General features: G+C 74.6%; 17 protein-coding genes and 2 pseudogenes. 6 read left to right on the plus strand and 13 right to left on the minus strand.

Features of this window, described 5'->3' with window-relative positions; genetic code table 11:
- The first annotated feature begins 27 nt into the window (after positions 1-27).
- Positions 28-1,743 carry a GAF domain-containing sensor histidine kinase gene (locus ABT015_RS33370; protein ID WP_350885896.1) on the plus strand — a complete coding sequence of 572 codons (1,716 nt, stop codon included), beginning with the start codon at positions 28-30 and terminating at the stop codon, positions 1,741-1,743.
- On the opposite strand, the gene ABT015_RS33375 is transcribed toward ABT015_RS33370, so the two are convergent.
- From ABT015_RS33375 to ABT015_RS33390, 4 genes and pseudogenes are all read right to left on the minus strand, one after another.
- Positions 1,740-2,756, minus strand: coding sequence for an Acg family FMN-binding oxidoreductase (locus ABT015_RS33375; protein ID WP_350885898.1), 1,017 nt, complete (start codon positions 2,754-2,756; stop codon positions 1,740-1,742). The genes ABT015_RS33370 and ABT015_RS33375 overlap by 4 nt on opposite strands.
- 91 nt (positions 2,757-2,847) lie before the next feature.
- Positions 2,848-3,522, minus strand: a complete 675-nt coding sequence (locus ABT015_RS33380) for a response regulator (protein WP_350885900.1) — start codon at positions 3,520-3,522, stop codon at positions 2,848-2,850.
- Between the two features lie 149 nt (positions 3,523-3,671).
- Positions 3,672-4,274, minus strand: a complete 603-nt coding sequence (locus ABT015_RS33385; protein ID WP_350885902.1) for a CBS domain-containing protein — start codon at positions 4,272-4,274, stop codon at positions 3,672-3,674.
- 9 nt (positions 4,275-4,283) lie between these two features.
- A pseudogene (locus ABT015_RS33390) lies at positions 4,284-4,980 on the minus strand (CBS domain-containing protein).
- A gap of 159 nt (positions 4,981-5,139) precedes the next feature.
- Between ABT015_RS33390 and ABT015_RS33395 the strand changes: the two are divergent.
- A complete protein-coding gene (locus ABT015_RS33395; protein ID WP_350885904.1) occupies positions 5,140-6,582 on the plus strand; it encodes an MBL fold metallo-hydrolase RNA specificity domain-containing protein in 1,443 nt (480 codons plus the stop codon).
- A gap of 52 nt (positions 6,583-6,634) precedes the next feature.
- Positions 6,635-7,447: a universal stress protein gene (locus tag ABT015_RS33400; RefSeq protein WP_350885906.1), complete on the plus strand. Its 813-nt coding sequence runs from the start codon at positions 6,635-6,637 to the stop codon at positions 7,445-7,447.
- 26 nt (positions 7,448-7,473) lie between these two features.
- Here ABT015_RS33400 and ABT015_RS33405 read toward each other — a convergent pair whose 3' ends face one another.
- Positions 7,474-8,166 (minus strand): CBS domain-containing protein, encoded by a 693-nt coding sequence (locus tag ABT015_RS33405; RefSeq protein ID WP_350885908.1) that lies wholly within the window; start codon positions 8,164-8,166, stop codon positions 7,474-7,476.
- Positions 8,163-10,886 carry a bifunctional acetate--CoA ligase family protein/GNAT family N-acetyltransferase gene (locus ABT015_RS33410; protein WP_350885910.1) on the minus strand — a complete coding sequence of 908 codons (2,724 nt, stop codon included), beginning with the start codon at positions 10,884-10,886 and terminating at the stop codon, positions 8,163-8,165. Before ABT015_RS33410 ends, ABT015_RS33405 begins: the two co-directional genes overlap by 4 nt.
- Positions 10,887-11,104: 218 nt before the next feature.
- On the opposite strand from ABT015_RS33410, the pseudogene ABT015_RS33415 reads away from it, so the two are divergent.
- Positions 11,105-13,465: pseudogene (locus ABT015_RS33415) on the plus strand (glycoside hydrolase family 65 protein).
- Between the two features lie 28 nt (positions 13,466-13,493).
- Here ABT015_RS33415 and ABT015_RS33425 read toward each other — a convergent pair.
- Together ABT015_RS33425 and ABT015_RS33430 are read right to left on the minus strand one after the other, a co-directional pair.
- Positions 13,494-14,111, minus strand: a complete 618-nt coding sequence (locus ABT015_RS33425) for an Rv1733c family protein (protein ID WP_350885912.1) — start codon at positions 14,109-14,111, stop codon at positions 13,494-13,496.
- 42 nt (positions 14,112-14,153) lie between these two features.
- Complete coding sequence (locus ABT015_RS33430; protein ID WP_350885914.1) at positions 14,154-14,702, minus strand: universal stress protein; 549 nt, start codon at positions 14,700-14,702, stop codon at positions 14,154-14,156.
- Positions 14,703-14,897: 195 nt separating this feature from the next.
- Here ABT015_RS33430 and ABT015_RS33435 point away from each other — a divergent pair, with 195 nt between their 5' ends.
- Positions 14,898-15,140, plus strand: coding sequence for a DUF1918 domain-containing protein (locus ABT015_RS33435; protein ID WP_350885916.1), 243 nt, complete (start codon positions 14,898-14,900; stop codon positions 15,138-15,140).
- 265 nt (positions 15,141-15,405) lie between these two features.
- On the plus strand, positions 15,406-17,769 hold the full coding sequence (gene ppsA / locus ABT015_RS33440) for a phosphoenolpyruvate synthase (protein WP_350885918.1): 2,364 nt from the start codon (positions 15,406-15,408) through the stop codon (positions 17,767-17,769).
- Between the two features lie 70 nt (positions 17,770-17,839).
- Here ppsA and ABT015_RS33445 read toward each other — a convergent pair whose 3' ends face one another.
- The 5 genes from ABT015_RS33445 to ABT015_RS33465 are packed head-to-tail and all read right to left on the minus strand — an operon-like array spanning position 17,840 to position 22,371.
- A complete protein-coding gene (locus ABT015_RS33445; RefSeq protein ID WP_350885956.1) occupies positions 17,840-18,334 on the minus strand; it encodes a hydrogenase maturation protease in 495 nt (164 codons plus the stop codon).
- Positions 18,335-18,339: 5 nt separating this feature from the next.
- Positions 18,340-19,635, minus strand: coding sequence for a Ni/Fe hydrogenase subunit alpha (locus tag ABT015_RS33450; RefSeq protein ID WP_350885920.1), 1,296 nt, complete (start codon positions 19,633-19,635; stop codon positions 18,340-18,342).
- A complete protein-coding gene (locus tag ABT015_RS33455) occupies positions 19,632-20,414 on the minus strand; it encodes an NADH-quinone oxidoreductase subunit B family protein (protein ID WP_350885922.1) in 783 nt (260 codons plus the stop codon). The genes ABT015_RS33450 and ABT015_RS33455 overlap by 4 nt, the downstream gene beginning before the upstream one ends.
- Before the next feature lie 5 nt (positions 20,415-20,419).
- Positions 20,420-21,229, minus strand: coding sequence for an FAD/NAD(P)-binding protein (locus ABT015_RS33460; RefSeq protein WP_350885924.1), 810 nt, complete (start codon positions 21,227-21,229; stop codon positions 20,420-20,422).
- Positions 21,226-22,371, minus strand: a complete 1,146-nt coding sequence (locus ABT015_RS33465) for a 4Fe-4S dicluster domain-containing protein (protein ID WP_350885926.1) — start codon at positions 22,369-22,371, stop codon at positions 21,226-21,228. Before ABT015_RS33465 ends, ABT015_RS33460 begins: the two co-directional genes overlap by 4 nt.
- Positions 22,372-22,401: the final 30 nt, after the last annotated feature.

Here is a 22,401-nt window from a genome sequence, read left to right on the forward strand (position 1 = left end):
GCGTCGGGCGAGCCGTGGAGGATTTCGTTGGGCAGCGCACTGGAGAGTTCCGCCCCCGTGCCGAAGCTGCGCCTGGACGAGTTGCTGGACGAACTCCAGGCCCGGCTGGACGCGGCCCGCGGCACCCGCGACCGGGTGCACAACCTGCTGGAGGCCGTGCTGGCGGTCGGCCGCGACCTGGAGCTGGCCCACGCCCTGGGGCAAATCGTGGAGGCGGCGGTCACCTTGGTGGACGCCGAGTACGGCGCGCTCGGCGTGATCGGCGAGGACCAGCGGCTGTCGCAGTTCATCCCGGTCGGGGTGACCGGCGAACAGGTCAGGCGGATCGGCGCCCTGCCGTCGGGGCACGGGGTCCTGGGCGAGCTGATCCGCCACCCCGAGCCGCTGCGCCTGACCCTGATCTCCGACCATCCGGCGTCCTCCGGCTTCCCGGTCGGCCATCCGCCGATGGGGACCTTCCTGGGTGTGCCGATCCGGATCCGGGGCAAGGTGTTCGGCAACCTCTACCTGACCGAGAAGCGAGGCGGCGGCGACTTCGACGCCGAGGACGAGTCCGTGCTCTCCACCCTCGCCGTCGCCGCCGGGGTGGCGATCGACAATGCGCGGCTGTACGCCCGGGCCCGGCAGCAGGAGCGCTGGCTGGGGGCGGCCGCCGAGATCACCAGCAGCCTCCTGTCGGGCAGCGCGGAGCAGGAGGTGCTGGACCTCCTGCTCGCCCGGGCCAGCGAGATCGTCAGCGCGGACCTCGCCGTCGTCGCGCTGCCGCTGCCGGACACCGGCGACCTGGAGGTGCGGACCGCCGTCGGTCTCGGCGAGCAGCAGCACCGCGGCCTGGTGCTGCCCGTGGAGGGCTCGTTCGTCGGCGCGGCCGTCCGCACCGGCGGCCTCGTGGTGAGCCCGGACGTCCGCAAGGACCCGAGGGTCACCGCCGGCCCATCGCGCTGGGAGGGGCTCGGCCCGGCCGTCGCGGTGCCGATCGGCACCACCGAGCGGGGCGTGCGCGGGGTCCTGATGCTGGCCCGTGCAGCCGGCGCCCCGCTGTTCGAGGAGAACGAGTCCGGTTCGCTGCTGGGCTTCGCGGCCCAGGCGGCGGTGGCGATGGAACTCGCCGAACGGCGCCGCGACTCCGAGCAGATCGCGCTGCTGCGGGATCGTGAACGGATCGCCCGCGACCTGCACGACCTGGCGATCCAGCGGCTCTTCGCCACCGGGATGACGCTCCAGGGCGCCACCCGTTTCATCGAGCACCCCGAGGCGACCGAACGCGTCCTGCGGGCGATCGACGACCTGGACGAGACGGCGAGGACGATCCGTGCCACCATCTTCGGCCTGCGGCTGCCCGAGTCCGGCCCGGCTTCGGTCGGGCTGCGCTCCCGAGTGGCGGAGGTGGTCGAGCACGCCACCCGGGCACTCGGGTTCTGCCCGGCCCTGCGGACGACCGGCCTGCTCGACACCGCAGTGCCGACCGAGGTATCGGACGCGATCGTCGCCGTCCTGGAGGAGGCTCTGTCCAATGCCGCCCGCCACGCGAGGGCGGGCGCGGTCGACGTGTCGATCACCGCCGGGTCCGAGCTGACGCTCGTCGTCCGGGACGACGGGGTGGGTCTGCCCGACGGCGGCCGGCGCAGCGGGCTGGTCAACCTGGCCGACCGGGCCACCGCCCTGGGCGGCACGTTCACCGCCTGCAGCCGGCCCGAGGGCGGCACCGAACTGGTCTGGCAGGTCCCGCTGCCGACGGCCTAGTCCCCGGCCTGGTCCAGCACGTGGCCGGCCGCCAGGCGAGGGGTGGGGGCGCCCTCGGGGCCATAGCCGAGCCGGATCAGCATCTGGACGAATCCGGGGCGCTGGTGCGGGTCGCGGGTCTCCCAGCGCAGGTAGGGCCATTCCATCGCCTGGTGCAGCAGGGAGGCGCGGACGCCGTGGACGGTGGCGGTGAGCAGCACGTGTTCCAGCGCGGCCCCGGCACGCAGCCAGTCCGCCGGGGTGTCGTGCTCGGTGGTGAGCACGGCGATCCGCGGCTCGTGCTCGAAGACGGCGGGGGCCTGGTGCTCGGCGGCCCGGAGGGCGGCGAAGTCCCGCATCGGCAGGCGGCCGGCCAGGTCCTGCGGGCCGAGCGCGGCCACCGGGATGCCGTAGGGCGGGGTGTCGCCGGTGCGGATCCAGTCGCGGCTCTCGGCGCGTTGGGCCCGGTCGGTGGTGTTGCGGCGCTCGGCCTCGGCGGTCAGTTGCAGCAGCCGGGAGGTCTCCTCGTGGTCTGGCAGATGGAGCGTCGCCTCCTCGGCCCGGGCGGCCGTGGCCAGTTCGTCGAGGACGGCCGGCGGGACCGGTTCGCCGGTGAACGGCGTGCGGATGGAGTGCCGGTGCCAGATCGCCTCGTACAACTGCTCCGTGCCCGGGACCGGCGCCGTGGCCGGGGTGTCGAGCCGGACGGCGGCGAACAGGTCCGGCTCGGCCGGGTCCGGCAGCAGCCGGACGTCGGGCGCCCAGCCGAGGTGGCGGGCGGCGACGCGCAGGTTGAGCACGGCTGCGCCGACAGAGATGTGCAGCGCCCGGCCCTGCGGATCGGCGGCCGGGACGGCGCGCTCACGGGCCGCCCGGACTTCCAGCGTCGACGTCGCCGGTTCGAGCCGGAAGCGCCAGGGCTGACTGTTGTGGATCGAGGGTGCCGCGACCGCCGCGGAGACGAGCTTCTCCAGTGCCGTGGCATCGAGGGCGAGGGTGGGCACGGCCGCCTCCAGGTGTGCGTCGTCGGGCACGGATGCCGGGTCACCTCCACCGTGCGGCCGGGTCCCGGGGCGGCGCTTGGGCCGTTCGGCTCAATCCGCAGGCCCACCCGGGCACCGGGGTTCAGTTCGGGCGCCGGTGGTGTTGCTCGGGCTCGGCGTGGGCGGCGAGGACGGCGGCCTGGAGACGGCGTTCGACGCCCAGTTTGGCGAGCAGGCGCGAGACGTGGTTCTTCACGGTCTTCTCGGCCAGATAGAGCTCCTGGCCGATCTGGCGGTTGGTCTTGCCCTCGCCGACGAGGGTGAGGATCTCCCGTTCGCGGCACGTGAGCCCGGCGAGGGCGGCGTCGGTCCCGCTCTCCTCGTGGTGGCGCAGGCTCTCCATCAGCTTGTGGGTGGTGGCGGGGTCGAGCATGGACTGGCCCGAGGCGACCGTGCGCACCGCGCCGACCAGGTCGGCACCCTTGACCTGCTTCAGGACGTAGCCGGCCGCTCCGGCCATGATCGCGTCAAGCAGGGCGTCGTCGTCGTCGAAGGAGGTCAGCATCAGGCAGGCCAGGTCGGGCATCCGGTCGTGGAGCTCGCGGCAGACGGTCACGCCGTCGCCGTCCGGCAGGCGGACGTCGAGGACGGCGACGTCCGGGCGAAGCGCCGGCACCCGGGCGACGGCCTGCGCGCAGGTGCCCGCCTCGCCGACGACCTCGATGTCGGGCTCGGCTTCCAGGAGGTCGCGGACACCGCGCCGGACGACCTCGTGGTCGTCCAGCAGGAACACCCGTACGGGCTGTGGCGTGTCCATGGCCGGCTCCCAGGGTGCGCGGAGGGTGACACCACCGATTCTGCGCCGCCGGTCCACCTCGCGCACCGGGACCGATCACGACCCCGCGCGGCGGCGGCCGGGCGGCCCGGGACGGACGGGGGGAGCCGAGGCCACCGCCGCACCCCCGCTCAGGCGGGCGCGGCGAGCCGGAATTCGACGCCGACCACGCCGGGTACGGAGCGCACCAGCCGTTCCAGGACCGGCGCGGAGACGGTGTCCGGCAGGCCGCCGGTCAGGGTGATCCGGCCGTTCTCGGAGCGGACGTCGGTGCCCACCCCGGCTCCGGGGCCGAGGGTGGCCACCAGTTCGAAGCGCACCCGGTCGGCGAGTTCGCGGTCGTCCTCCAGGTAGACCTTCAGCAGGTCGCCGCGGCTGACGATGCCGACCAGGTAGTCCTCCTCGTCGACCACCGGCAGCCGCTTGAGGTGACCACGGGCCATCGCCCGGGCGGCCTCGTTGAGCGGGCTGGCGGGGTGCACGGTGACCGCCGGTACGGACATCATCCGCCCGGCCGTCAGGGCGTCGGCGCGCACGCCGCCGCGGTCCCGGGCGGTGAGCAGGTCGGCCTCCGAGACCACCCCGATCACCCGGCCGTCCCCGGCCAGCACGGGAACCGCGCTGACCTGCCAGCGCCGCAGCGTCTCGGCGACCTCGCGGAAGTCCGCGTCGCGGCCGACGGCGACCACCCCATGGGTCATCACGTCGGCGACGGTGCTCGGTGTGCGGGTCATGGCGGCCTCCTACGGTGCTGCGCGGTAGGCGTGGGGGTGTTCGAGCTGCTGACCGGTGTCGTCCTCGGCCCAGTCGAGGGTGTGGTGGACGGCGACCACGCCGTCCACGGCGCGGCAGAGCTGTTCGGTGATCGGGATCAGGCTGCGGCCGGGGAAGCCTCCCCTTCAGGGTGACCACGCCGTCGTGCACCGCCACCTGGACGTCGCCGGGGGCGAGCCAGAGGGTCTGGCCGAGCACGTCGTGGTTGATCTCGTCCCGGATGGCCGCGTCGTGGCGCAGGAACACCTCCAGCAGGTCCCGGCGGCTGACGATGCCGACCAGGCGGCCGACCTCGTCGACGACCGGCAGGCGCTTCACCTTGTGCTTGTCCATGGCGCGCGCGGCCTCGGGCACCGACCAGCCGGGGCAGGCGGTGACAGCAGGGCTGGTCATCAGCCCGCCGGCGGTCTCGGCCTCGGCCCGTGCGCGGTCGTCGGCGGTGAGCCAGCGGCCCGGGAAGCGGCCCTCCGGGTCCGGCAGGACGGCCTCCTTGCGGATCAGATCAGCCTCCGAGACCATGCCGAGCGGCCGCCCCTGGTCGTCGATCACCGGGATCGCGGTGATGTCGTTGCGGTGGAACAGCGCCGCAACCTCCTTGAACGGCGTGTCGGGCCGGGCGGTGACGACCTCATGGGTCATCACGTCGTTGACGCTGCGGTGCTGCATCGCCCTCACTCCTCCTCCGGTGGTCCCGCCTCCACTGTCCGCCCGGCGGGAACCGCGGGACAGGGCCGTACGGTCCCCGCCGACAGGGCCGGGTCGGCCCAGGACAGCGAGGCCGCGCGGCAGGACGATGAGAGGGACTCCTCGCCCCGGGAGGCGGCCATGACGACGGACACCACGACCGGCACGAGCACCGGCGAACCCCGGCCGCGGCCCCGGCCGGGGCTGCTGACCTTCCTCGGCGGCGTGGGCACCGTCACCGGCAGCAAGTTCCTGGTCGAGACCGACCACGCCCGCCTCATGATCGACTGCGGCCTCTTCCAGGGCCTGGCCGAACTGCGCCGCCGCAACCGGCGCCCGCTCCCGCTCGACCCCGCCGACGTCCAGGCCGTCGTGCTCACCCACGCCCACCTCGACCACTGCGGCTACCTGCCCCGCCTCGTCCACGACGGCTTCCGCGGCCCGGTGCTCACCACCCCCGACACCGCCCGGATCACCGAACTGATCCTGCGCGACAGCGCCCACCTGCTCCAGGAGGAGGCCGACCACGCCAACGAGCACGGCTGGTCCAAACACCGGCCCGCCCAGCCGCTCTACGACGACGAGGACGTCGAGAACGCCCTGCGGATGTTCGACCCCGTCCCACTGGACACCGACATCGAGATCACCGCCGGCATCGTGCTGCGGCTGCAGCGGGCCGGGCACATCCTCGGCTCCTCCTGGGCCCACCTGGTGCTCGAAGACGGCCACACCATCGCCGCCAGCGGCGACCTCGGCCGCCCCGTCCACCCGCTGCTGCGCCCGCCCGAGCCGTTCACCGGCGCCGACGTCCTGCTGATGGAGTCCACGTACGGCCACCGGCAGCACGACGAGACGGCCGCCCGCGAGTGGTTCGCCCGGGCCCTGGAGCGCACCCTGGCCCGGGGCGGCACCGTCGTCATCCCGTCCTTCGCGGTCGACCGCACCGAGGTCGTGCTGCACCAGCTCGCCGAACTGCGCCGCGCCGGCCGGCTGCCGGCCACGGTTCCGGTCTACGTGGACAGCCCGATGGCCCTGGCCACCCTGCAGATCTACCGGGACGCCTTCGCGTCCGGCTCCGACCAACTGCGCCCCGACGTCCTCGCCCAGGGCCCGGCCGCCCTGGACCCCGAGCCCTTCACCCTGGTCCGCTCGCTCCAGGAATCACTCGCCCTGGACCACGCCCACAGCCCGGCCGTCATCGTCTCCGCCTCCGGCATGGCCACCGGCGGCCGCGTCGTCCACCACCTGAGCCGGCTACTGCCCGACGCCCGCAACACCGTCGTCGTGGTCGGCTACGCCGCCGAGGGCACCCGAGCCCGGGACCTGGTGGACGGCACCCGCGCCCTGAAGATGTACGGCACCTACGTCCCGGTCCGAGCCGAGGTCGTCAACGTCCCGGCCTTCTCCGCGCACGCCGACGCCGCCGAGATCATCGAATGGCTGCGCACCGCACCGCCGCCCAGCACGGTCTACCTCGTCCACGGCGAGCCCGAGGGCTCGGAGGCCCTGCGCGACCGGATCGACCGCGAACTCGGCTGGACGGCCGTAGTGCCGCGCTCGGGCGAACGGGTGCTGATCCGGTGAGCGGCATAGCCTGAGGGGCGGGGCCGATCGACACGGTGCGGAGGTGCCGTCGATGAACGGATTCGTCGTGGTGGGCGTGGACCCGTCGACCCGGAGCCGGGCCGCGGTCGACTGGGCGGTCGACGAGGCCTTCCGCCGACGGGCGGACCTGCGGCTGGTCCACGCCAGGTACGGCGGCACCGAGCCGACCGAGGCCCAGCGCCTCGACGCGGAGTGGGCCCGGGTCGCCGCCCGCCACCCGGGGCTCACCGTCGCGGCCGAGCTCGTCGACGGTCCGCCGCGCGAGGCCCTGATCGGGGCGGCGGCGGGCGCGGAGCTGCTCGTGGTCGGTGACCGGGGCTCGGGAGGCTTCCCCGAACTGCTCGTGGGCTCGACCAGCCTGTACGCGGCCGCCCACGCGCCGTGCCCGGTCGTGGTGGTGCACCACGAGCCGGTGACCGAGGGCGGCGTGGCGGTCGGGGTCGAGGGCAGGGAAGCGGAGGGCCCGGTGCTCGCCTACGCCTTCGAGGCCGCCCTCCGGCAGTTCCTCCCCCTGACCGTGCTCCACACCTGGAGCTGTCCCCCGCTGCTCGGCCCGGGGCACGAGGTCCCACCGGTCTACGAGGAGGGGCACGTCGCGGCGGAGCACGAGCGGCTGCTCGCCGAGGTGCTGGCAGGCTGGCGCGAGCGGTTCCCGGACGTCGCCGTCACCACGTCGGTCGTGCGGTCGGGGGCCGCGAAGGAGCTGGTGGCGGCGTCGGCCGACCAGCGGCTGGTCGTGGTGGGCCGCCACGGCCAGCCGAACGGTCCGCTCGGCCGGCTCGGCTCCACCAGCCAGGCGGTCATCCAGCACGCCCAGTGCCCGGTGGCGGTCGTTCCGTTGTGAGCCCTCCGCTGTGATCCGGGGCGCGGTCAACCGACCGGCGGAACGCCGTCGTCGAGGTCCCAGGCGAGGTGGTCGGCGAGGCCGGCGAGTCCCTCGATGCGGGCGATCTGGAGGCAGAGCGCCGCGGCGTCACTGCGGGTGCGGGTGCGTCCGGTCACCGCGACCCGGCCGCGTTCGCAGCGGACGTGCAGCGAGCTCGGGGCGACACCGCTGCCGGGGGTCAGAGCGAGTTCGAGAGCCTCGGCCCTGATCTCCTCGTCGACGCGACGCAAGGCGTCCAGCAGGTCGTGCGAGGACAGCAGCCCGACCAGCCGGCCGTCGCCGTCCACGACGGGCAGGTGGTGCAGCGAGCGCCCGGCCAGCAGGGCCACCGCCTCGACGATGCCGGTGTCGTCCGTGACGGTGACCCCGGGGGAGGCCATCAGGTCGCGGGCGAGCAGTTCGCCCTCGCGGTCCTCCTCGGCGTAGGCGGCGAGCAGGTCGGACACGGCGACCACGCCGGTGACCGTGCCGTCCGCCGTCACCACCGGCACGATGCCGCGCCGCGAGGCGCTCAGCACGGCGGCGACGGTGGCGAAGTCGGTGCCCGGGGTGACGGCGACGCCGGGGCGGCTCATGCAGTCGCCGACCCGGGTCCTGCCGGGCGGTCGCGCGGAACCGGGGGCCGGGAAGGTGTCGGCCGACGTGCCGTCGAGGATGCTGTGCTTCACGGTGCTCACTTCCCCTCGGTGGCCGCCGGCCGGCGCAGCCTCCGCAGGTAGGGGTCGAAGGACGGCCTCGGTTCGAGGCGGACCCGGGCGTCCACGCAGAGCGCGCCGTCGGGCCGGGCGATGACGGGGTTGAGGTCGGCCTCGACGAGTTCCGGGAGGTCGTCGGCCAGCCGGGACAGCCGGGCGAGCACGGACCGCACGGCGGCGAGGTCCACTGGGGGCGCGCCGCCGCTGCCCGACAGCAGCGGTGCGCTGTGGAGTTCGGTGACCATGGTGGTGAGGTCGCGTTCGCTGAGCGGGGCGAGCCGGGCCGCCCGGTCGGCCAGGACGTCGGCGGCGGTGCCGCCGGCCCCGAGGACGACGAGCGGGCCGAAGACCCGGTCCTGGACCACGCCGGCGAGCAGTTCCACCCCGGGCGCCGCCATCGGCTGGACCACCGCCCCGGCCAGCTGAGGACCGAACTTCTGAGTGAACTCGCGGTAGGCACAGCGCACTTCGGCATCGGTGGCCAGGTCGGTGCGGACGGCGCCCAGCGCACTCTTGTGCACCTGGCCGGGCCAGTACGCCTTCATGGCCGCCTTCCCCTCGTGCCCGAGCCGACGCAGGCCGGTGGCGGCGACGGAGGCCGCGTGTTCGTCGCGGGCCCAGACCGTGGTGGTCAGCGGCAGCCCGTAGGCCTCCAGCAGATCGGCGGTGGTCAGCGGGTCGAGCCAGCCGCCCTCGGGGTGGGTCGTGAGGTAGCCGTCGACCAGGCTGCGGGCGGTGCGCCGGTCGCAGTCCGGGGCTTCGGCGGGCGCGGAGGGGGCTTCGGCGAGCCACCGGGCGCGGTCCCGGGCGTGCGCGAGGGCGCGGGCGGCGGCGAGGGTGTCGGAGTAGGCCGGCAGCATGCCGCCGTCGGCGCAGCCGCGGTAGCGCACGGGCACCTGCTGGTCGAGCAGCACGGCGGCGATCGGGACGCGTCGCCGGGCCGGGGCCTCCAGCAGGGCGCGCACCGGTTCCTGCGCGGGGGTGGCGCACAGCGCCGTCGGGGCCAGGCACACCAGGATCGCGTCGACGGCCTCCTCGCGCTCCAACGCGCGGAGGAAGATGGCGAGTTCGGTGGGATGCACCGCCGCCGTGGTGTCCACCGGGTTACGGACGGAGGCGCCGGGCGGAAGCAGATCCCCCAGTTCCACCGGGAGTTCGGGCAGTTCCAGGCCCGCCTCGACGCAGGCGTCGGCGGCCAGGATGCCGATGCCCCCGGCGTTGGACACCACCGCGAACGCGCCGCGCGGAGCGGGCAGCGGCTGGGCGTGCAACAGGGCGGCGGCCTCGACGAGTTCCTCGATGCTCCGGGTGGCCGTGATGCCCGCCTGCCGGAACAGCGCCTCCCGGGTCACGGTGGGGGTGGCGGCGGCCGCGGTGTGCGAGGCGGCGCCCCGGCGGCCGGCCGTCGAGCGTCCGGCGTCGACGGTGAGCACCGGGATGGTCCGGGTCACGCGGCGGGCGGTGCGGGCGAAGGCGCGCGGGCTGCCGAAGGACTCCAGGTGGAGCAGCGCCAGATCGGTCCGGCCGTCCGCCTCCCACCACTGGAGCAGGTCGTTGCCGCTGACGTCGTACTTGTCGCCGAGCGAGACGAAGCTCGACACCCCGATGCCCAGCCAGGCCAGCCGCGAGAGCAGCGCGATCCCCACCCCGCCGCTCTGGACGGCCACCCCGGCGCTGCCCGGCCGGGGGAAGGCGCCGCCGAACTCGGCGTCCAGCCGGATCGCGGGTTCGGTCTGGGCCATGCCCAGGCTGTTCGGCCCGACCAGGCGGATGCTGTGGCGGCGGCAGGCACGCATCAGCCGCCGGGCCTCCTGCGGCCCGAGCCCGGAGGTGAGCACCACCAGCGCCCGGACCCCGACGGCGCCGCACTCCTCGGCCACCGCTGGGACCGCGACGGCGGGCACGGCCAGCACCGCGAGGTCCGGCACGGCGGGCAGCGCGCCGACGGACGGGTACGCGCGCTCGCCGCCGACCTCGTCCGCGTGCGGGTTGACCGCCCAGACCGGCCCGGTGAAGCCACCCTGCCGGATCTTCCCGAGGACGGTCCGCCCGACCGACCCCTCCCGGCGGGACGCCCCGACCACCGCGACCGAGGCCGGGCGCAGCAGTGCCGCCAGGCTCGCCAGGTCGGCCCGGCGCCCGCGTTCGTCGACCGCGGCGCGGTAGCGCTCGTCCGCCTCCTCCAGCGGGACCCGGAGCCTGAGCTCGCCCTGCGCGAAGCGACGCTGGACGGGCAGGCCGAGGTCGGCGAAGACCTTGTGCACCGCGCGGTTGCCGAACAGGGTGTCGGCTTCGAAGGCGCGGATGCCGGCCGCCCGGGCGGCGTGCACGAGGTGCTCCAGGAGCAGGGTGGCGACGCCTCGGCCGTGCCAGTGGTCAGCCACCGCGAGCGCCAGCTCCGCCGTCTCCGGCGGGTCGTCCAGCAGTTCGCAGTCGGCCTCGCCGAGCAGTTCCTCCCCCATCCAGGCCCCCAGCGCCAGCAGGCCGGGGCGCGGCGGCCCGCACAGCCGGTCGGCGGCCTGCCCCGGCGCGTTGCGGCTCACCCCGAAGAACCGCATCCGACGGCTCTCCTCGGACATCCCGTCGGTGTGCAGGTCGAGCACCGCCTGGTGGTCCCGCGGGCCGAGCGGGCGGATCCCGACGGTGGTGCCGTCGGCCAACAGCGCCTCGGCGGTGCTGCGCGGCGGATGAACGGTGGACATGGCACGCCTCCTCGGCCCTCGCCGATCGGTCTCCTCCAGCCTCCACGCCCGGCCACGGCCACGGGAGGGCCGACCGGCCCCGCCCGCCCGGCCGACCGGCGGCCCGGCCGCGCACCGTCCGAGGGGCGGGCCGGTCGGGCGTTGCGCAGACTGGGGTCAGGCCGGTCGGCAGCGGAGGTCTCGTCGTGGCAACGCACACACCGGCGGGGTACCCCGTCATGCCCGCCCCCTGGACGCTCCGCTACCGGGGCTTCGATCCGGCCGAGGAGGGTCTGCGGGAGGTGCTGTGCGCGGTCGGCAACGGCTACGTGGTCAGCCGGGGTGCCGCGCCGGAGGCGTTCGCGGACGGGGTGCACTACCCGGGGACGTACCTGGCGGGCTGCTACGACCGGGCGGAGTCGACGGTCGCGGGGCGGGCGGTGACCAACTAGGACCTGGTCAACTGCCCGAACTGGCTGCCGCTGACCTTCCGCCCGGTCGGCGGCGCCTGGTTCGCCGGTCCGCCCGCCGAACAGACCGTCGAGCTGGACCTGCGCCGGGGCCTGCTGACCCGCACCGCCCTCGTGGTCGACGGCCAGGGCCGACGGACCCGGTTGGTCCAGCGCCGCCTCGCCAGCCAGGCCCGGCCGCACCTGCTCGCCCTGGAGAGCACGTTCACACCGGAGAACTGGACGGGTGCGCTGGAGGTCCGCTCAGCGCTGGACGGCGCCGTCGCCAACACCGGCGTCGCCCGCTACCGGGGGCTGTCCGAGCAACACCTCGTCACGGCCGGCCAGGGCGTGGACGGCGACGGGCTGCTCTGGCTGGAGGCCGCCGCGGCCGGCTCGCCCCTTCGGATCGCCCTCTGCGCCCGGACCAGGGCGCGACGGGCCACGGTGACGGCCGAGTGCCGTGACGGCTGGGCGGCCCACCTTCTCACCGTGCGGGCCCAGCTCGGTCGGCCGGTGACAGTGGAGAAGACCGTGGCCCTGCACACCTCCCGCGACCGGGCGATCGAGACCCCGCTGCACGCCTCCCGGCTGCTCGCCGCCGAGGCCGGGGGCTTCGACGATCTGCTGGCCGAACACGCCTTGCGCTGGGCGGAGTTGTGGCGTCGATGCCGGATCGAGGCGGACTTCGACGGCACCGGTCCGCTGCACCTGAACCTGTTCCACCTGCTCCAGACCTACTCCGAGCACTCGATCGACCTGGACGCCGGCGTCCCGGCCCGCGGGCTGCACGGCGAGGCGTACCGGGGACACGTCTTCTGGGACGAGCTGTTCGTCCTGCGGCTGCTCAACCTGCGCTTCCCCGAACTCGCCCGCGCCGTGCTCCGCTACCGCCACCGCCGCCTCGACGCCGCCCGCCAGGAGGCCCGCCGGATCGGCCTGCGCGGGGCGATGTACCCGTGGCAGAGCGCGAGCGACGGTCGCGAGGAATCCCAGCAGCTGCACCTGAACCCGCTGTCCGGCCGCTGGCTGCCCGACCACAGCCACCTCCAGCGGCACGTCGGCTCCGCCGTCGCCTACAACGTGTGGCAGTACTACCAGTCCACCGGGGACCGGGACTTCCTCGCCTCGGCGGGTGCCGAGACGCTGCTGGAGATCGCCCGGTTCTGGTCCTCCGCCGCCGTCTACGACCGGGGGCGCGGGCGCTGGTCGATCCGCGGTGTGCTCGGCCCCGACGAGTACCACGACGCCTACCCGGGGGCCGACCGGCCCGGTCTGGACGACAACGCCTACACCAACGTGCTGGCCTCCTGGGTGCTGGCCCGGGCCCAGGACGCCCTGGACGTCCTGCCCGGCTACCGGCGCGACGAACTACGTGAGCGCCTCGCCCTCGACGACCTGCAACTGGACCGCTGGCAGGAGGTCGGCCGCCACCTCCACGTCCCGTTCCACGACGGTGTCCTGAGCCAGTTCGACGGCTACCAGCGGCTCGCCGAACTCGACTGGCAGGCCTACCGGCGCCGCTACCCCGACCTGCGCCGCCTCGACCGGATCCTGGAGGCCGAGGGCGACACCGTCAACCGCTACAAGGCGTCCAAACAGGCCGACACCCTGATGCTCTGGTACCTGTTCTCCGCCCGCGAGGTCCGCGACCTGCTGCGGCACCTGGGCTACCCCGCCGGCCACGAACTGCTCCGCCGCACCACCGACTACTACCTGCGGCGCACCGTCCACGGCTCCACCCTCAGCTCCGTCGTCCACGCCTGGGTGCTCACCCGCTCCGACCGCCGCGCCTCCTGGCGGTACTTCCGCGACACCCTGGCGGCCGACCTCCGCGACAGCCAGCACGGAACGACGGCGGAGGGCGTCCACCTGGGCGCGATGGCGGGCGCGGTCGACCTGCTGCAGCGCTGCTACACCGGCCTGGAGGTCCGCGAGGACGCGCTCTGGCTCGACCCGCACCTGCCCTCCGCCCTCGGCCGCCTGGAGCTGGACCTGCGCTACCGGGGCCACTGGGGACTCACCATCGCCGTCGACCGGCACACGGTCGCGGTGAGCCTGCGCGAGGACCGCCAGGAACCCGTCCTGATCCGCCTGCGCGGCACGCAGACGACGGTCCGGCCGGGCGAGACCCGCCGCTTCCACCTCTGACACCGGTCCGCCACCCGGCACCGCTCCCTCACTTCCGCCCGGACCAGAGCGGTTCGACCTGCTCCCAGGCAGGCTCCCAGTCCTCCTCCGCCCGCCGGTCCAGCGTGTGGCGGCGCAGCGCGAAGCCGCCCTCCGCCGCCAGCCCGAGCACGAAGACCGTGCCCAGGCCCACCAGGGCGGCATCCGACACGATCTCCGTGGCCGCCTTGGGCGCGCCGACCGGATTCCCGGCGTCGTTCAGCCCGGTCGCAACGGCCGTCCCGGTGACCGTGCCCTCCGGCACCGGGACGACCCCGCCACCCGGTCCGACCGGGTACGTCCAGCGGGCCGGAGCGTGCGCCTGCGGGTCTCCCGCCCGCAGATCGTCCGACTGGGCCGCGCCGGTGGTGACGGCGGTGACGACGTGCCGGTGCCGGGCCACCTGCTGCGCGGTGTGCGTCTCCGTGCCGAACACCAGGAGCGCCGCCACCGAAGCCATCACGAACACGGCGAGCATCGTCAATGCCAGCCCCGCGACCAGACGGCTGTACGCCCGGTCCACCGGGCGGCAGAGCGGATTGCCGTCCCGGCCGGTGGCCCGGCGGACGTGCCGGCGCAGGGACGTGCGCGAGGCCGGCTGCCTGTGCGTGGTGGCTGCGACGGACATGACGCGCCTCCTCCCTGCCGGGGTGGCAGGTGCTGTCGTAGGTCAGTCTGCCGAGCCCGCCGCTGTCTCCCGAGGGCCTGACGGCCCTGGTGACCGGCCCGAGGGGCCCCTCGCCGCAGGTCGCCCGTCCCCGACCGGGCCGGCCGCGAAGTCGCCACGGACGAGGACCACGGGGCAGTGGGCGTGCCGGACGCAGTACCGGGCGACCGAGCCGAGCAGGGCGCCGACGAAGCCGCCGAGACCCCGGCCGCCGACCACCAGGAGTGCGGCCCCCTCGGAGAGCTTCACCAGGACCTCGCCGGCGCTGCCGTGCTCCACCCGCTGCCGCACGGCGGCCCCCGGAGCCCGGCCCGTCTCCCGCGTCACCAGCTCGGCGAGCTCCGCCCCGGCGACGGCGTCGGACTCCTCCAGGGACACCGTGATGCCCCGTCCGTAGACGCCCGGCTCATCCCAGCTGGTCACCGCCTCCACGACGGCACCGGTCAGCCGGGCCTCCCCCAGAGCCCAGCGCAGCGCTGCCCGGGACGGGCGCGAGCCGTCCACGCCGACGACGATCCGCCGCTCGCCCGTCGTCCGGTCGGTGCCGTTCATCTCGTTCTCCTCCGTGGGGTGCGGGCCGTCCGCAGCGCCTGCGCTCCCCCAGCACACCGCATGTCGGGCATCGACCGCTTGGGCCGGCGGGCCCCCGGCCCGGGACCGTCCGGCCCCTGCACCACCCCACCCGCAGTGGTGCCATGGAGGTACGGACGGTCGGCCCCGTCCACGTACCGACCCTGGGAGGACGGCATGAAAGCCGCCGTGGGAGACCGCATCATCGTCCAGGGCACCCGGCCCGGCGCCGCCAGGAGGGACGGCGAGATCGTCGGCCTGCACCACCCGGACGGCAGCCCGCCGTACGACGTACGCTGGTCCGACAGCGACCGGGTGACGGAGTACTTCCCCGGCCCGGACGCCCGGATCCACCACTTCCGCCACGAACACGAGGCCGCCGCGCCCGTACCGCCCAACCCGCACCTCTTCGCCGACTGACGGGCCGAGGGGCCGGCCGGGGTGTCGCGGGTGGGGCCCGTGGGCTCCGGCCGCGGGGCCGCACGGCGACCGCGGCCTACGAGGCGAGGCGACGGGACGGTCGGCCCCTGGGTCCAACGGCCCCGGTCCAGCCGCCGATCGGACCCGATCCCGAGCCCCTGCGGCACTGTCCCGCGCTTCCGGGCCGGGCGGACAGTGACGGGGACGGAGCCCCCGGCGCGTCCGGCGCCATGGGGCCGCCCTGCCAGCGCGCCTGGAGGAAGCCATGCGCCGTGTCATCCCCTTCCGCGACCTCGGCCGGGAGGACGTCGGCCTCGTCGGCGGCAAGAACGCCTCGCTCGGCGAGCTAATCAACGGGCTGGGGCCCACCGGCGTCCGGGTGCCGGACGGCTTCGCGACCACCGCCGACGCCTACCGGGAGCTGCTGGACACCGGCGGCCTGCGCGAGCGGATCGCCGGGCAGCTCGACCGCCTGCACGAGGGCGCCCCGCTGCCCGAGGTCGGCGGCGCGATCCGCTCCGCCGTGCTGGCCACGCCCCTGCCGCCGGCGCTGGAACGGGACGTGGCGCAGGCGTACGAACGGCTCGCCCGTGAAGCCGGACGTCAGGACCCCGACGTCGCCGTGCGCAGCAGCGCCACCGCCGAGGACCTGCCGGAGGCGAGCTTCGCGGGCCAGCAGGAGACCTTCCTCAACGTCCGCGGAACGGAGGCCCTGCTCTCCGCCTGCCTGCGCTGCTACGCCTCGCTGTTCACCGACCGGGCGATCGACTACCGCGAGCGGACGGGCTTCGACCAGCTCTCCCTGGCCCTGTCGGTCGGCGTCCAGCTGATGGTGCGCTCCGACCTCGCGGGCGCGGGCGTGGCGTTCACCCTGGACACCGAGACCGGCTTCCCCGGCGTGGTGATCGTCAGTGCCGCCTGGGGGCTGGGCGAGACGGTGGTCAGCGGCCAGGTGGACCCGGACGAGTACACCGTGTTCAAACCGACGCTCAAGGACCACCGACTCGACCCGGTGATCCAGGTGCAGCTCGGGGCCAAGCGCCGCAAAGCCGTGTACGCCGCGAACGGCTCGACCCGGACCGTCGACACCGAGCCCGGGGAGCGGGCGGCCCAGGTGCTCGGCATCGGTGACATCCGCACGCTGGCCGAGTGGGCGGTGGCCGTGGAGGAGCACTACGGCTGCCCGATGGACCTGGAGTGGGCCAAGGACGGCATCACCGGACGGCTGTTCCTGGTCCAGGCCCGGCCGGAGACCGTGCAGTCCCGCCGCCGGGGCGAGGTGCTGCGCCGCTTCCGGCTCACCGGCACGGGCGAGCGGCTGGTGGACGGCATCGCCGTCGGCGAGGCCATCGGGGCGGGGCCGGTGTGCGCGCTGGCCGATCCGGTCGGCCTGGAGCGGTTCCCGCAGGGCGCGGTCCTGGTCACGCGGATCACCGACCCGGACTGGGAGCCGTTGATGAAGCGGGCCTCCGCGATCGTCACCGACCACGGCGGCCGCACCTCGCACGCGGCGATCGTCAGCCGCGAGCTGGGGGTGCCGGCGGTGGTCGGCACCGGGACCGCGACGGCCGTGCTGGCGGACGGCCACGAGGTGACGGTCTGCTGCGCCGAGGGCGCGGACGGCCACGTGTACGCCGGACTGGTCGCGTACGAGGCGACCGACACCGATCTCGGCTCGCTGCCGGCCACCCGGACGAAGGTCATGCTCAACCTCGCCGACGCGGGGGCCGCGTTCCGCTGGTGGCGGCTGCCGGCGGACGGCGTGGGCCTGGCCCGTACCGAGTTCGTGGTCGCCCACCAGGTGCGCGTCCACCCGATGGCGCTGGTCCACCCCGAGCGGCTCTCCGCCGAGGACCGGCGGCTGGTCGACGAGCTGACGTACGGCTACCCGGACCGCACCGACTACTTCGTCGACCGGCTCGCCCACGGCGTCGCCCGGATCGCGGCCTCCCGCTGGCCGGACCCGGTGGTGGTGCGCACCAGCGACTTCAAGACCAACGAGTACGCCCGCCTGGTCGGCGGCGCGCCGTTCGAGCCGGTCGAGGCCAACCCGATGATCGGCTGGCGCGGCGCGAGCCGCTACTACGCCCCCGGGTACCGCGAGGGCTTCGCCCTGGAGTGCCGGGCGCTACGCCGGGCCCGGGACGAACTCGGGCTCACCAACGTCGTGGTGATGATCCCGTTCTGCCGCACCCCGCAGGAGGCCGACGAGGTCCTGGCGGTGATGGCCGACAACGGGCTCGCCCGGGGCACGAACGGCCTGCGGGTGTACGTGATGGCGGAGATCCCGGCCAACATCCTGCTCGCCGAGCAGTTCGCCGAGCGCTTCGACGGCTTCTCGATCGGCAGCAACGACCTCACCCAGCTCACCCTCGGCGTCGACCGCGACTCCGGCCTGCTCGCCCACCTCTTCGACGAACGGAACCCGGCCGTCACCCGCAGCATCGAGTCCCTGATCGCCGCCGCCCACACGGCCGGCCGCCACGTCGGCCTGTGCGGCCAACGCCCGAGCAACGACCCGGACTTCACCAGCTTCCTGGTCCGCGCCGGGATCGACTCGATCTCCGTCACCCCGGACAGCTTCGCCGCCGTCAAGCGGGCCGTGGCGGACGCCGAGGCGGCGGACTGAGTGGCCCGGACGCCGTGCACCGTCGCACCGGTTCACGGCGCCGCAGGCCTCGACCGTCGGCGGTTCGGTGTCATGAAGCCTCCGCTCGGCGACCTTCCACCGCCCGGCGGACCTCCGCGACGACGCGCGGCACCGCGGCGGCGACAACCGGGCTCAGGCCCTCGCCGATCGAGAAGTCCGCGCCCTCCACCGCGACGATCAGCAGCTCGCGCGGCAGCCTGCCGAGTGCGGCGGCCAGCGCGACACCGTGGCCGAGGCCCAGGCCGTGGGTCCCGGCGGCCGCCTCGTCGTCCGCCAGGGGGTCGGCGAGCAGGTGGTCGGCGTCTACGGTGACCTGGTGGATCCGGCCCGGCTCGCCCGGGTGGCCGTGCACCGCGTCGATCACGACCGCCAGGTCGGCGCCCTCCCACAGCTCCATGAGTCGGGTCGACTCACCGTCGCAGAGGGTGAGTCGGTCGGCGGCGAGGCCTCCCGCCGCGAGTTCGGCCACGACGGCCACGGCGGCGCCGTCGTCGTGGCGGTACTCGTTGCCGACGCCGATGACGACGATCCGCTGGCCGCCCACTCCCTTCAACCCCGGTCCACGGTGAGAGCGAGGAAGTGCGCCGCGCAGGAGATGCAGGGGTCGTAGTTGCGGATCGCCTGCTCGCACCGGCGGGTCAGCTCGGCGTCGTCGAGGTGCAGCCGGAGCTGGATGAAGGCTCGCAGGTCTGCCTCGATCGCGCTCTGGTTCTGCGCGGTCGGAGGGACGATGACGGCCCGCCGGACGATGCCGGCGCCGTCCAGGTCGTACCGGTGGTAGAGCAGCCCGCGCGGGGCCTCGGTGGCACCGTAACCGGTGCCCGCCCGCGGCGCGACGGGCACGGCCGGGGCGAGCGGGCGCTCGTACCGCTCGATGACGCGCTGGGCCTCGGTGACGGCCCACAGCACCTCGACCGCCCTGATCACGATGCTGCGGAAGGGGTTGTCGCACTGCGGGCCGAGCCCGGCCTCGGCGGCCAGGGCGCGGATGCCGTCGGGCAGCCGCTCGCTGCCGAGGTTCCAGCGGGCGAGCGGCCCGGTGAGGTGGGGCCGGCCGTCGAGGGTGGCGTGCAGGGCGGTGGAGTGCGACACCTGGTGCTCCCGGACGCGCTGCTCGAAGTCCCGCAGCGCGAAGGTGCCGGAGAGGGCGGCGGTGGCGGTGCCGGAGTCGATGGCGTAGCCGTCGGGGGCGGTCAGGGCGAGCAGTTCGTGCCGGACGGTCAGTGGCGGGAACTCGAACCCGGCCACCCAGCCGAGGGTGTCCTCGGCGTCCGTCCGCGCCTGGCGCAACACTGTTGCCAGGTGGTCGAGTTCGACCTGCGTCGGGAGCCGGTGGAAGCCGCCCACCCGGACGTTGACCGGGTGGATCGCGCGCCCGCCGAGGGTCTCGACGATCTCGTTGCCGGCCTTCTTCAGCCGCAGCCCGCGCTGGAGCAGGGCCGCGTCGGTGCGGGCCAGCGCCAGGGCGTCGGGCAGGTGCAGGAAGTCGGGGGCGTGCAGCAGGTAGATGTGCAGGGTGTGGCTCTCGATCCACTCGCCGCAGTACAACAGCCTTCGCAGCTGGGCCAGCTGGCCGTCCACCACGACCCCGCAGGCATCCTCGACCGCGCGGCAGGCACTCATCTGGTACGCCACCGGGCAGATCCCGCAGATGCGGGCGGTGAGGTCGGGCGGCTCGGTGTAACTTCGCCCGCGCAGCAGGGCCTCGAAGTAGCGCGGAGGCTCGTAGATCTCCAGCCGGACGGCCTCCACCTCGCCCCCGCGAACCGCGACGTGCAACGCGCCCTCGCCCTCGACGCGGGCCAACGCCCCGACAGTGAGCAGCCGTTGGGAACGGTGGGTCATCCGCTGTCCTCCTCCGTCGCCGCCCGGGCGGCCTCCGCGAAACCGGGAGCCTCGGCGTTGAAGGTGCGGTAGAGCCGGGCGGCGTCCGCCTCCGTCACCCCGTCGCGGCGCAGCAGCGGCAGCATGGCGCGGGTGTTGGGCGTCTCCATCGGGCCGAAGCAGCCGTAGCAGCCGCGCCCGTAGGCCGGGCAGAGCGCGCCGCAGCCGGCCTGGGTGACCGGGCCGAGGCACGGGGTGCCGTGGGCGACGGTGACGCAGGTGGTGCCACGCAGTTTGCACTCGAAGCAGACGCTGTGGGCGGGGATGTCGGGTTTGCGGTCGGCGAGGTAGCCGGTGATGACCTCCAGTAGCTGCCGCTTGTCGATCGGGCAGCCTCGCAGCTCCAGGTCGACCGGGACGTGGGCGGAGATCGGGGTGGAGTGGTCGAGGCTGTCGATGTACTCGGGGTGGGCGTAGACGACGGCCTGGTAGTCGGGCAGGCTCACCAGGTTGCGCAGTGCCTGGACGCCACCGGCGGTGGCACAGGCGCCGATGGTCACCAGGTAACGGGACTGCTCGCGCACCCGGCGGATGCGCTCCAGGTCGGCGGGGGCGGCGATGGAGCCCTCGACGAGGGAGAGGTCGTAGGGCGGCGGCAGTTCACGGCGGGACGCCTCCAGGAAGTAGCCGATCTCGATCTTCCCGGCGAGCGCGAGGAGTTCGTCCTCGCAGTCGAGGAGGGTGAGCTGGCAGCCGTCACAGGAGGAGAACTTCCAGACCGCCAGGCGCGGGGTGCCCATGGCGCTCACCGCTCGGGCGTGGACAGCAGGCCGTCGGCGTGGTCCCAACCGAGGACCGGGCCGTCCCGGCAGACGAGGACCGGGCCGAGCTGGCAGTGGCCGCACCAGCCGGTGGCGCAGCGCATGTTGCGCTCCAGCGAGACCCGGATCCGCTCGGCGGGGACGCCTCTGCGGATGAGCTCCCGGGCGGTCGCGCGCATCATCACCTCCGGGCCGCACAGGTAGGCGGCGCAGTGGTCGGGGCGGAAGTCGGCCTCGTCCAGCAAGGCGGTGACCAGGCCGGTGGCACCGCGCCAGCCGGGCTCGGGGTGGTCCACGGTGGCCAGGACGTCCGCGCGGGAGCGCCAGGACGGCACCTCTTCGAGGAACAGCTGTTCGCCCGGGTTGCGGTACCCGGCGAGCACCGAGACCGTGCCGAATCCGTCCACCCGGCCGAGGACCTCCTCGATGAGTGGGCGCAGCGGGGCGAGCCCGATGCCGCCGGAGACGATCAGCACGTCGCTCCCGGCGGGAGGGGTCTGCCAGGCCGTGCCGTAGGGGCCGCGGGCCCCGATCCAGTCACCCACCTTCGCCCGGCACAGCGCTTCACTGACCTTTCCGACCGCGCGGACGGTGTGACCGAGCGTGTCGCCGGTGCTGCCACTGACGGAGAGCGGGATCTCCCCGGTGCCGAACGCGTACAGCATCGCGTACTGCCCGGGCCGAAACGGCCGCAGCGGTGCGGTGGCCGGCGCCAGGTCGAGGGTGACGGTGTCGGCGGTCTCGCGGCGGCGGGCCAGTACCCGGTACGGCACGGGGGTGGTCGGGTGCGTCATGGCGCTCCCCCGGTGGTCGCCGCCTCCGCCCGAAGGGCGGTGACCTCCTCGGTGATGTCGATGCCGACCGGGCACCAGGCGATGCAGCGCCCGCAGCCGACGCAGCCGGAGGAGCCGAACTGGTCGTGCCAGGTGCCGAGCTTGTGGGTGAGCCACTGCCGGTAGCGGCTGCGGGCGGAGGACCTGACCGGACCGGTGCCGTGCAGGTAGGAGAAGTCGAGGTCGAAGCAGGAGTCCCACCGGCGCCACCGCTCGGCGTGGTCGCCGGTGAGGTCGGTGACCTCCTCGGTGGTCGTGCAGAAGCAGGTGGGGCAGACCATGGTGCAGTTGCCGCAGGTCAGACAGCGGTCGGCGACCTGGTCCCAGCGTTCGGCGGTCATCGTGCCGGCCATCAGCGAGCGCAGGTCGGTGGGGTCCATCTCCCGGCCCATCCGCCCGGCGGCGTCGGCGACGGCCCTCCGGGCGCGCTCTCCATCGGTGGGCCGGGTGGGGAGTTCGGCGAGCAGGTCCTCGCCGTCCGGGCTACCCGCCCGGATCAGGTACCGGAGGCCGTCGGACTCCACGGTCTCGGTGAGTGCCAGGTCGTACGCCGAACCGTCCGGCAGGCCCGGGCCGGTACCCATCGAGGCGCAGAAGCAGACCGCGCTGGGCTCGGTGCACTCGGCCACCACGATGAACGCGCCGGCCCGCCGCCTGCCGTAGACCGGGTCCGCGTACGCGCCGCCCGTCAGCACCCGGTCCTGCACCGCGATCGCGCGCAGGTCGCAGGGGCGCACGCCGAGGAAGGCGTACCGGGGCGGCGGGTCGTCGTCCTCCTGGACCGAGACGGTGCCGTCCGGCCCCCGGTCTGCCTGCCAGAGCCTGGCGCGCGGCGGGTGCAGGAAGGTCTTCCAGGACTGCGGCCCGGCGGAGTGCGCGAACGCCGCCCGGTCCTCGCGCCGGTGCAGCCGGTAGGTGCCGGCCTCGGCCTCGACCCCCCAGCCGTACGGCAGGTCGTCCGCCGAGGCCAGCTCGGCGAGGACGATCGCTCCATCGCGCGCAGTGGGCCCGATGACGGTGAGCCCCCGTTGCCTCAGCGTCTCGACCAGCACGGCGAGGCCGTGTCGATCCAGTTCCGCGAGCGGTGGCCTCGTCGTCTCCACCGGTCCTCCTCCGGTTCACCGCCGGGCCCT

Origin of the sequence: Kitasatospora sp. NPDC094016, from assembly GCF_040304045.1 — a bacterium.
Taxonomy (GTDB): domain Bacteria; phylum Actinomycetota; class Actinomycetes; order Streptomycetales; family Streptomycetaceae; genus Kitasatospora.